Genomic DNA, 11,047 nt, shown 5'->3' with positions numbered 1-11,047 from the left:
CGGAGACATCACCGGATACTCACTGGAACAGCGCTTTATCACCCGTCGTGGCGATGATCTCTGGGTGCGCCTGTCGGTATCGGCGGTGCGTGTCGAGGGGCAGGTCAGTTATTTGATTGCCCAGGTAGAAAATATCCATGCTGCCAGGCTGTCGGAACAGGCGCTGCAGGAGAGCCGCCAGCGCCTGCAAATGGCCCTGGAAGTGGGTGGCGTGGGTATCTGGCAATACAGCCCGCAGAGCGGTGTGTTGTTCTGGGATGAACGCATGTACGAGCTGTACGGGGTGCAGCCCGGCGCGCCCGGCGATGGCACCTTGCAGATCTGGCGTGATCAGGTGCATCCGGACGATTACCCGGACATCAACGCGGCGTTCCAGCGCGTTATCGCGGGTGAGGGGGACCTGGACACAGAATTTCGGACCCTGCGTCCCGGCGGTGAAATTCGGCATATCCGCGTGCGGGCAGAAACCGTGATGCGCTCTGACGGCGCGGAGACACTGGTGGTGGGCACCAATTGGGATGTGACGGCAGAAAAGGGCATGCAGCAGTCCCTGGCCCATGAGAAAGAGCGCCTGCGCGTTACCCTGACCTCTATTGCCGATGGTGTGGTGGCGACGGATGAGATCGGGCGGGTGACCTTTATGAACCCGGTGGCTGAGTCGCTCACCGGCTGGCGTGAAGCGGAAGCGGAAGGGTTGCCGGTGGGCGATATTCTGATGCTCAGTGACGACAACGCCACGATACCGGTCCCCAACCCGATTAACGTGGCCCTGAGCGGGGGCGATGTGTGTTTTCTGCGCGAAGGCAGCATGCTGCAAAGCCGCGATGGCAGCCGCTACGAAATTCAGGATTCCGCGGCGCCGCTTAAATCGGCGGATGGCCAGGTGACCGGGGCGGTGATGGTGTTTCGGGATGTGACCTCCCGGCGGGCCATGCAGAAGAAGCTGCGCTACCACGCCACCCACGATGCCCTGACTGGCCTTACCAATCGCCGGGAGTTTGAGAATACCTTGCAGGAATCCCTCGACGAGCCGGGGACGGAACACAGCATGCTGTGCTTTATCGACCTGGACCGCTTCAAGGTGGTGAACGACACTGCTGGCCATGTGGCAGGAGACGCCTTACTGCGCGAATGCGCCCGGGTGATCGGCCGGCAGGTGCGCGAGGGCGATGTGGTGGCCCGGCTGGGCGGTGACGAATTCGGGCTGCTGCTGCGCCATTGTCCGGCACAGCGGGCGATCCAGATTGCTGAACGGCTAATCGGTGCACTGGGCGATATCCGTTTTGCCTGGAAGGAATCGCTTTACGATGTTGGCGCCAGCGCCGGGCTGGTGCAGCTGGACGCCAACGTGATCACCGTGGAAGAGGCCATGAGCCGGGCGGATGTGGCCTGCTATGCCGCGAAGCATCGGGGCCGAAACCAGGTGTCGGTGTACACCCCGGACGACAGTGAGGCGTCCCGCCGCCACCTGGAATTACAGATGGCCGCGGGGCTGCGTGAATCGCTGGAATCGAACCGTTTCCTGCTCTACGCCCAGGAGATTCGCCCCATTGATGCCAGTACGGAGCCGTCGCATTACGAGGTATTGCTGCGCCTGCGCGACCGCAATGGCGATATCCTCAACCCGGGCTCGTTCATTCCCGCCGCAGAGCGCTACCAGATGATGCCGCACATCGACCGCTGGGTACTCACCCAGCTACTGGTGACCCTCAGCGACGAGCTGGCCGCGCTGCCGCAGCTGAATATCGCCATTAACCTGTCGGCCACCTCCCTGGATGATCCGACCTTTATGCCGTTCCTGGAGTCCCTGCTGAGCAAGACCTCACTGTCACCGGAGCGGCTCACCTTTGAGATCACCGAAACCACGGTGGTGAATCAATTATCCTCGGCCAGTGATTTACTCGGGCGTATTCGTGAACAGGGTTGCAAGGTGGCGCTGGACGATTTCGGCAGTGGTTTCAGTTCGTTCAGTTACCTGAAACACTTCCCGGTGGATTTCATCAAGATTGACGGCAGCTTTGTGCGCAACCTGCTGCACTCCAGCGTGGACCGTACCATTGTGGAATCCATCAACGAGGTGGCGCATCGGTTGGGCGTGAAAACCGTGGCCGAATACGTGGAAGAGCACGCGCTGATCGGGGTGCTGGAGGAGGCCGGGGTAGACTTCGTCCAGGGCTATGCCATTGGCCGGCCACAACCACTGAACGCGTTGTTTGAGCAGCAACACCGGGATGTGGGCGCTGCGCGTGGCGCGGAGGTTGTGGCGCGCGGCCGGTGAGGCTGGGGCGGCTGCCGCTGCCGTGATCAGGGTTCGTTTTTGCCCGGTGTCGTCAGTTTTTTGTTCTGCTTCCAGCGGTCCAGTTCGCGGGTCATGGACGGCTGTGTGGTTTCTTCCTGCAGCTCCAGTGCCCGCTTCTGCAGTCGGCCTTCGGCGTTATCCGTGCCGCCTGCCCCGCCTTTTTTCAGGCCGGTTTGGGGCACGCTGGTAAGGCCGTCGTAATCCACCCCGTACTGGTAATCTTCCTCGTAGACGTCATCCCCGCGAATGTAGTCGTAATCACTGCCAGACGCCGGGGCAGCGGTGCCCGCCGCAATCATCATCCAGCCCGTGGCCAGTGCCAGCTGGCGCCATCCTGTGCTTTTCATGAAGGCCTCCTGCTCTGTGCGTCTTCACATGGGACAGGGCGGCAGCGGTGGGGTTCCTGATTCCGGGCGCTACTGGCGGGTCGATGGAGCGCATTAGGTATTGCCTATCGCTGCAATGAAAGTATCCAAATTTACCAATCGCCGCAAAAAACGCATTCTTACTTCCGACGAAACGTTAACCCAATCGTTTTACCGATAACTTAGGGAGTCTTGGAAACATGGCACTGATTAATAGCGAGATCCAACCGTTCAACGCCACCGCATTCAAGCAGGGCGAATTTGTAGAGATTTCTGACGCCGACGTAAAAGGCAAGTGGGCGATTTTCTTCTTCTATCCCGCTGACTTCACCTTCGTTTGCCCCACCGAGCTGGGCGACGTGGCTGACAAGTACGAAGAGCTGCAGCAAATGGGCGTGGAAGTGTTCTCTGTGTCCACAGACACCCACTTCACCCACAAGGCATGGCACGACACCTCCGACACCATCGGCAAGATCAACTACTACATGGTGGGCGACCAGACCGGCACCATCACCAACAACTTTGAAGTGATGCGTGAAGGCCAGGGTCTGGCAGATCGTGCGACCTTCCTGGTCGATCCGGATGGCATCATCCAGGCCATGGAAATCACCGCTGAAGGTATCGGCCGTGACGCTGACGACCTGCTGCGCAAGGTGAAAGCCGCTCAGTATGTGCGCAACCACCCCGGCGAAGTGTGCCCGGCAAAATGGAAAGAAGGCGAAGCCACTCTGGCCCCGTCTCTGGACCTGGTTGGCAAGATCTAAATAGTCGGCCGGAAGTCTGACGTCGGAAGTCTAACGCTAAAACCAGCTTGGTTTTGCGTCCGACGTCAGACCCCCGACGTCCGACTGATTAATGCTTTAGCTCCACAACCCGAATTTTCTCCGTCACTGACGACTGAATCTGGAACAAGGGAAGACTCATGCTCACGAATGAAATTTTGCAGGCTCTCAAGGGCTACGCCGCCAACATGCAGAAGAAAGTCACTTTCGTGCTGCAGGAAGGCACCCACGACAAGCGCGATGAACTGGTCAGCTTTCTCTCCGACATCGCTGGTGTCAGTGACAACCTGGCGTTCGAAGAACGCGATACGGGCGACACCCTGCGTAGCCCGATCAGCTTTCTGCTGGAAGCGGATGGAGAAGACACGGGCATCCGTTTCTCCGGTATTCCCGCAGGTCACGAATTCAATTCCCTGGTGCTGGCGTTTCTGCATGCATCCGGGACAGATATCAAGCTGGACGACAGCCTCCAGCGCATGGTCGCCAATGCCAAAGGCGACATGCATTTCGAAGTGTTTATCAGCCTGAGCTGTCATAACTGCCCGGACGTGGTTCAGGCCCTGAACCAGTTCGCCTTGTTGAACCCGAATATCACCACCGAAATGATTGATGGCGGCCTGTTTCAGGACGTGGTCAATGAGCGCGATATTCAGGGCGTGCCGAGTGTGTACCTCAACGGTGAGCTGTTCGCCAACGGCAAGGTCACCGCCGCCGAGCTTATCGACAAGCTGCTGGAGCACGACCCCGGCATCGCGCAGGCTGGCGCTGGTGAAAAACTGCCGCTGCAGGACGTCACCGTGATCGGTGGTGGCCCGGCCGGTGTGTCTGCGGCCATCTACAGCGCCCGTAAAGGCCTCAAGGTCACCCTGATCGCCGATCGCATCGGTGGCCAGGTGAAAGACACCATGGACATCGAAAACCTGATCTCCGTGAAGAAAACCACCGGCCCGGAATTGTCCGGTGCGCTGCAGGCGCACATGAACGAGTACGACGTCACCGTGAAAGAACACCTCAAGGTGGCCCGCGTCGAGAAGGGCGAAATCAAGACAGTGGTGCTGTCTTCCGGTGAAGAGATCGACACCAAGACCGTGATCGTGGCCACCGGTGCCAAATGGCGCGAACTGGGTGTGCCCGGTGAGAAGGAAAACATCGGTAATGGTGTGGCTTATTGCCCGCACTGCGATGGGCCTTTCTTCAAGGGCAAGGATGTGGCGGTGATCGGTGGCGGTAACTCCGGCATTGAAGCCGCACTGGACCTGGCCGGTATCGTTAAATCCGTGAACGTGTTCGAGTTCATGCCCGAGCTGAAGGCCGACAAGGTGCTGGTGGACAAGGCGGAAAGTAAAGCCAATGTCACCATCCACAAAAATGTGGCCACCAAACAGATCACGGCCAGCAATGGCAAGGTGGATGCCATTGAGTACGTGGACCGCGAGACAGAGCAAGTGCATACCCTGCCGCTGCACGGTGTGTTCGTTCAGATCGGTCTGGTGCCCAATAGTGATTTTCTGGAGGGTGTGGTCGAGCGTAGCCGGTTTGGTGAAATCGAAATCAACGAGAAATGCCAGACCTCAGAGGAAGGCATTTACGCCGCCGGTGACGTGACCACGGTGCCGTACAAGCAGATTGTTATCAGCATGGGCGAAGGCTCCAAGGCTTCCCTGGCGGCCTTTGAATACCTGATGACCCAGGGCGACCGGCTGGATGCCCTGTACGAAAATGGCAAAGACGAGCAGAAGGAAGCTGCCGTTGCCTGACCCCGCTGGCGCTCACCAGCTGTAAGCCAAAAAGCCACCGCGGATGCGGTGGCTTTTTGGTTTGGGGATAGGCGGTTACTGAGCCTTTGCCAGAAACGGTGGATAGTGTTTTGGGATCGGTATTCTTCACCTCCCCTGTACGGCTCGCACCTCATGCTAAAGATCCCTTATGGAAGGACATGCGCGTGAAAATCGGGATCATCCTTGGCGACCAGCTCAGCCTGCATTTGCCGACGCTGGGAGCATTAGACCCAGACCAGGACAGACTGGTGATGGCCGAACTGCGTGACGAAGCCACTTATGTAAAACATCACCAGCAGAAGATTGTCCTGATCTTCAGTGCCATGCGGCACTTTGCCCACGATCTGGAGCAGGCGGGCTGGCGCGTGGATTATTATCGCTATGGCGAGCATGACTTCAGTGACTTTGCCTCGCTGATTGCCGGGCGCTATCGCGATGCCGAAGAAATTGTCGTGACGCAATGTGGCGAATATCGACTTCAGCATGCCATCAACCAGGACTGGCAGGCGCGCAGTGGTGTATCGATCCGCTGTCTCGATGACAGTCGATTTCTGTGCTCCCCGGACTTCTTTCAGAAATGGGCATCAGGCAAGAAACAGTTGCGCATGGAATTTTTCTACCGGGAAATGCGCCGTCATACCGGGTTGCTAATGGAAGGCGATGAGCCGGTAGGTGGCCAATGGAATTTTGACAGTAACAATCGCCAGCCCTACAAGGGCAAAACCCCTTTGCCGCCCGCGCTAACCTTCGAGCGCGATGATATTGATGAGGACGTGCTCGCCCTGGTGAAAGAAGAGTTTGCCGATCACATCGGCACTCTGGAGCAGTTTCAGTGGGGAACTACCTCTGCGCAGGCACAACAGGCGCTGGATCATTTTATTGAGCATCGCCTGCCACACTTTGGTGATTATCAGGATGCCATGCTTACTGGTAAAGGGAACACCGGCGAAGACACCCTGTTTCACAGCCTGCTGTCGCCCTACATCAATCTCGGTCTGCTTGATCCCATGGCGGTGTGTCAGGCCGCCGAGCAGGCGTACTTTTCCGGTGACGCACCGCTCAATGCCGTGGAAGGTTTTATCCGTCAGATCATCGGCTGGCGGGAATACGTACGCGGCATTTACTGGTTGCTGATGCCGGACTACGCCGCGGAAAACCGGCTTGGCAACGACCGGCCTCTGCCGGCGTACTACTGGACCGGCGAGACCAAAATGCACTGCATGGCCGAGTGTTTCCGCAATACCATCGACCATGCCTACGCCCATCATATCCAGCGTTTGATGGTCACCGGCAACTTTGCCCTGCTGCTGGGAGTACTGCCGGAGGCCATCTGTCAGTGGTATCTGGAAGTCTATGCCGATGCCTTCGATTGGGTGGAATTACCCAATACGCTGGGCATGGTCATGCATGCCGATGGCGGCTACCTGGGCAGCAAGCCCTATGCCGCGTCAGGCAGTTACATCAATCGCATGTCGGATTATTGCAAGCACTGCCAGTACAACGTAAAGACTGCCAGCGAATCCGAAAGCTGCCCGTTCAACAGCCTTTACTGGCACTTTATTCATCGCCATCGCAAACAGTTTGCCGGCAATCATCGCATGAAAATGATCTACGGGAATCTGAATCGGATGGATACGGCGAAGGTGGATGCCATTCTGGCGCGGGCGGAATCGTTGTTGGCGGACCCGGATGCGTTATGAGTTAAGGTGATCACGGGCTGTTTTCGCCGTGTTGCTTGCAGCGTGAAGCATGATGCTCCTCTTTATCAGGTACAAAAAAGCCGGCGCACCAGGAGGTTGACGCCGGCGAAACCGTAGGCAGAAAAACTTACGGATTGGTGAGTAGCGTATAGGCACCGGCACCGCTCTGGGCCTGTACCTGCCAGCGGTAGTACCCGCTGTTCACATTGGTATGGATCTCGGCTACACCACCTTGTGGGCTGGCGGTGGTCACGTTGTTCCAGCCGCAGAAGAACAGGAAGCAGCTTTGTGCTTGCAGGGTCACGGTGAAGCTGGCGCCCGCCGGGCTATACAGCCAGGCGTCAATCTGCCCGCCGGAAAAGTTGAAACCGTTGGACGGCAGGATCGCAGAGCCACCGTTGTTCAGCTGGCCTTCATAGCGGGTGCAGTCCGGGCAGGGGGAGGTTTCTGTTCCCACGCTTACGGTCTGGTCGGTGCTGCCGGTCTGGTTGGCGGTGTCGGTGACCGTCAGGGTCACGGTGAATTCGCCATCCACTCCGTAGTCGTGAGTGATCTGTTCGCCACTGGCCACATTGCCGTCCCCCAGGGTCCAGTCCCAGGCCGCTACGGCCACATCATCGCTGGAGCCGCTGGCATCCAGCTCACAAACCGTGCCCGCGCAATCCGCGGTGAAGGCTGCGGTCGGCAGGCGGTCAATCCCGGAGCCGTCCTGCTGAGTGATCTGCAGTAAACGGTTGGGCGACTGGTTGCCCGCATTGCTGATGGCGCCGGTGACGGTGTCGTCCACCAGTGCCACATTCACAGCACCGGGAGTGGCACTGGGGTTGGCACCCAGATACAAGGCAGCCGCACCGGCGGCATGCGGCGCGGCCATGGAGGTGCCATTCAGGCTGGCGGTCTGGGTATCTGACTGATACCAGGCCGAGGTGATGTCGCTACCCGGTGCGAACAGATCCACGCAGGCGCCGAAGTTGGAAAAGGAGGAACGTTGGTCCTGGCGGGTAGTCGCACCGACCGTCAAGGCTTCGGGCACCCGGTTAGGCGAGCCATTACAGGCATTGGCGTTATCGTTACCTGCCGCCACCACCATGGTCACGCCAGCATCGACGGCGTTGGCGACGGCGGTATCCAGTGCGGTGGAGGTAAAGCCGCCCAGCGACAGGTTGGCCACGGCGGGCTTCTGGTGATTACCGGCCACCCAGTCGATACCGGCGATAACCGCAGAGGTGCTGCCGCTGCCGTAGCAGTTCAGTACACGTACCGGCACCACGTTGGCCTGTTTCGCCACACCATAAGTGCTGCCGGCAGCGGTGCCTGCTACATGGGTGCCGTGGCCGTTGCAGTCTTCAAAGTCGTCAGGGTTAACACTGCCACCAAACAGGAAACCCCCGGAGCTCACGAAATTGCGACCGGGCAGTACTCGGCCGGTAAATTCCTGATGTGTGGTGCGCACGCCGGTATCCACCACATAGATGTTCACATCACGCCCGCCGTTGTCTGGATACTGAAAACTGCTATCCAGCGGCAGGGCCGGTTGATCGACCCGGTCCAGGCCCCAGGTGGCGTTACTCTGCACGGCTACGGTGGTCACCATGCGGTCCGGCTCAACCGAGATGACACCGGGCAGAATACCAAGCAAGTTTGCCTGCAGGTTGGTCAATCTTACGGTCATGCCCAGCAAGGCATGGTCATAGGTATAAAGCACCTCGCCCCCACCAATACCGGCCAGCAGCGTTTGAATAGCTGTGGTCAGGCTGGTGAGGCCCAGTTGCTCGGTGATATTCGGTGCCAGGGTCACAATGTATTGGTTTTGGATGATCTCCCCCATGGCGGGGGTATTGTTATCGTCGGCGGCCCAGGCGGGTGACAGCACGCTGCCCCCCAGAACGGCGGCCAACACGGCGGCCTTGAATGTCGATCGTGGCATTGCGTTCCCTCCAGTACGTTAGTGTCAGAACGCTAGGGAAACGCCGTGTATCTCTCCATGGGCAGGGTGTAGTTTTTTGTTGTTTTGAAAGGGGTTCAGCGGCCTGTAAGCGCCGCTTTTAAAGGCAAGAAGGGAAAATGAGAACTGGTCGTGAAGATACCGTCGACTAAACCAGTCCCCTCAACCGGGAAACCGTTTTCCACACCAGCATCTGCATGCGCTGGGAGTTAGTGGTTGGCTTGGCCAGGCAGGCAAACACCATATCGTTCACCGGCCAAATGCTGATGCAGCCTTCCCGGCAACGGATGAAAGCCTCCTCGCTATCCCCCAGTTTCAGGCCCTCAAGCACCCGGTCACAGGCTTTCTTCATCTCAAAGAACAACGCGCTCTGCTCGTCAAAATCCAGCCCTTCACCAAAGTGCACTACCGGCATCCCGTCGCTGCTGATCAGGGAGACCAGTAGAATGTCGTTAGAGGAAGCGTGCAGGGCTTCCAGGGGAGGCGTGAGGGTGGCGAGCTTCATTATTGTTATCCGTTTGTGATGGTGGTTTCAGCTTAGGGCTGGGGTGGGGCGGCGTAAAGATAGTGTTGTCTTTCAGGCGGTTGGACAGACAGGCGGAGCAGAGATGGTAGCGAGCGTCATACAAGACATGGTTGATGATGATGGGGTAACATCCCTGTACTGTTCATGTGGTCAGTGTGTGTTATTATCTGGGGCTATGCTGTAGCGTTTGCAACATAATTGACCCAGAGGAAGCCATGGATACCACCCTGTACGATAACCTTGATGATCGCCAACTGATTGAAAAAACAGTAGAAATATGGGGTCAGCAGGTAGTGGCTGATGTTTTGGAAGTTGACCGGGTAACGGTCAATCGCTGGTTGAAGAAGGGGATGGAGCACAACCTCAGGAGTCTGGAAAGAAATGCTCTTATCTCTGAATTGCTTCCGACCGGTCGTCTTGAAACCCAGTTCGTGGGCAATGAGCAGTTCCGCTTCATCGACTTGTTTGCCGGGATTGGAGGTATTCGCCAGGCATTTGAGGATGTCGGTGGTCGATGCGTCTTCACCAGCGAGTGGAATGACATGGCAAGGCGCACTTACCAGGCAAACCACTTCGACGACCATGACCATGTTCTGAACACTGATATCCGGCTGATCACCGAGGCTGAAGGAGTCAGCGAAAAATACCTTATCCCGCATATTGACCAGTCTATTCCTGATCATGAAGTGCTGCTGGCGGGCTTTCCTTGCCAGCCTTTCTCTATTGCGGGCGTCTCAAAGAAAAATGCGTTGGGCCGGTCGCATGGCTTTGACTGCAAAATTCAGGGCACCCTTTTCTTTGATATCTGCAAGATCCTACAGGCGAAGAAGCCTGCTGCGTTTCTTCTAGAGAATGTCAAAAACCTGAAGAGCCATAACAAGGGTGATACCTACAAGACGATCCTGAAGGCTCTGGATGACGCGGGCTACGATGTGCCTGACCCTAGGGTGATTGATGCTGCTGATTTCCTTCCTCAGCACCGTGAGAGGATTGTGATCGTAGGGTTCAGAAAGGATCTCAATATTTCAGAAGGCTTTAGTCTGGCTGATCTTGATGTTCCCGAGGAGGCGCCGCTACTGGCAGACATCGTGGACAAGAAGGTCCCGGATAAATATATCCTGACAGACAAGCTCTGGGCTTATTTGCAAAACTATGCGAAGAAGCATCAGGCTGCAGGCAACGGGTTTGGTTTCGGGCTCGTAGAGAGCAAGCAGAAGAGGCCGACCAGAACTCTTTCTGCCAGATATTACAAAGACGGTTCTGAGATCCTGCTGTCCAGAGGACAGAACAAAAACCCTCGCAGACTTACTCCCAGAGAGTGTGCGCGGCTGATGGGCTTTGACAAGCCGGGAGAATCCGATTTTCGCATTCCCGTTTCAGATACCCAAGCTTACAAACAGTTTGGTAACTCAGTAGCGGTACCGGTCTTTGAGGCGGTAGCCAGAGAAATGCACTCAAGAATCCTTGATGCGAATGTCAAAGGCAAAAAGAAAAAATACAAGATAAAGCAGCCAGACAAAGGGCAAATGAGATTGCTCGAAGAAAAGGGGAAAATGGCGGGATGGAAAAACTAGGCCAGTATTTTGAGGGGATTGCCTGGAAATACCTCACTGCAGTGGATGCGGACCCGGGTAAATCCAATCAGCATGAGT

8 protein-coding genes are annotated in these 11,047 nt (G+C 57.2%); 5 read left to right on the top strand and 3 right to left on the bottom strand.

The genetic code is table 11. The annotated features are described in order from the left end of the window. Positions 1-2,278: EAL domain-containing protein (locus tag A3754_RS23490; protein ID WP_063521494.1), on the top strand; the 2,278-nt coding region annotated here is incomplete at its 5' end. A gap of 26 nt (positions 2,279-2,304) precedes the next feature. On the opposite strand, the gene A3754_RS23485 is transcribed toward A3754_RS23490, so the two are convergent. Next, a complete protein-coding gene (locus A3754_RS23485) occupies positions 2,305-2,646 on the bottom strand; it encodes a hypothetical protein (RefSeq protein ID WP_063521493.1) in 342 nt (113 codons plus the stop codon). Positions 2,647-2,864: 218 nt separating this feature from the next. Between A3754_RS23485 and ahpC the strand changes: the two genes are divergently transcribed. The 3 genes from ahpC (at position 2,865) to A3754_RS23470 (ending at position 6,924) form a co-directional block, all read left to right on the top strand. Continuing rightward, positions 2,865-3,428 carry an alkyl hydroperoxide reductase subunit C gene (gene ahpC / locus A3754_RS23480; RefSeq protein ID WP_063521492.1) on the top strand — a complete coding sequence of 188 codons (564 nt, stop codon included), beginning with the start codon at positions 2,865-2,867 and terminating at the stop codon, positions 3,426-3,428. A 158-nt stretch (positions 3,429-3,586) separates the two neighbouring features. Beyond that, positions 3,587-5,203, top strand: a complete 1,617-nt coding sequence (gene ahpF / locus A3754_RS23475; protein ID WP_063521491.1) for an alkyl hydroperoxide reductase subunit F — start codon at positions 3,587-3,589, stop codon at positions 5,201-5,203. 185 nt (positions 5,204-5,388) lie between these two features. After that, positions 5,389-6,924, top strand: a complete 1,536-nt coding sequence (locus A3754_RS23470; RefSeq protein ID WP_063521495.1) for a cryptochrome/photolyase family protein — start codon at positions 5,389-5,391, stop codon at positions 6,922-6,924. A 127-nt stretch (positions 6,925-7,051) separates the two neighbouring features. Here A3754_RS23470 and A3754_RS23465 read toward each other — a convergent pair whose 3' ends face one another. Together A3754_RS23465 and A3754_RS23460 are read right to left on the bottom strand one after the other, a co-directional pair. Continuing rightward, on the bottom strand, positions 7,052-8,851 hold the full coding sequence (locus A3754_RS23465) for a S8 family serine peptidase (RefSeq protein WP_063521490.1): 1,800 nt from the start codon (positions 8,849-8,851) through the stop codon (positions 7,052-7,054). Between the two features lie 166 nt (positions 8,852-9,017). Beyond that, the gene (locus A3754_RS23460) at positions 9,018-9,374 is read right to left on the bottom strand and encodes a hypothetical protein (protein WP_063521489.1); all 357 of its coding nucleotides are present in this window, start codon (positions 9,372-9,374) and stop codon (positions 9,018-9,020) included. A gap of 236 nt (positions 9,375-9,610) precedes the next feature. Between A3754_RS23460 and dcm the strand changes: the two genes are divergently transcribed. Further along, complete coding sequence (dcm, locus tag A3754_RS23455; protein WP_063521488.1) at positions 9,611-10,969, top strand: DNA (cytosine-5-)-methyltransferase; 1,359 nt, start codon at positions 9,611-9,613, stop codon at positions 10,967-10,969. Positions 10,970-11,047: the final 78 nt, after the last annotated feature.

Source organism: Alcanivorax sp. HI0083, from assembly GCF_001635175.1.
This window is presented reverse-complemented; position numbering and strand designations above follow the sequence as displayed.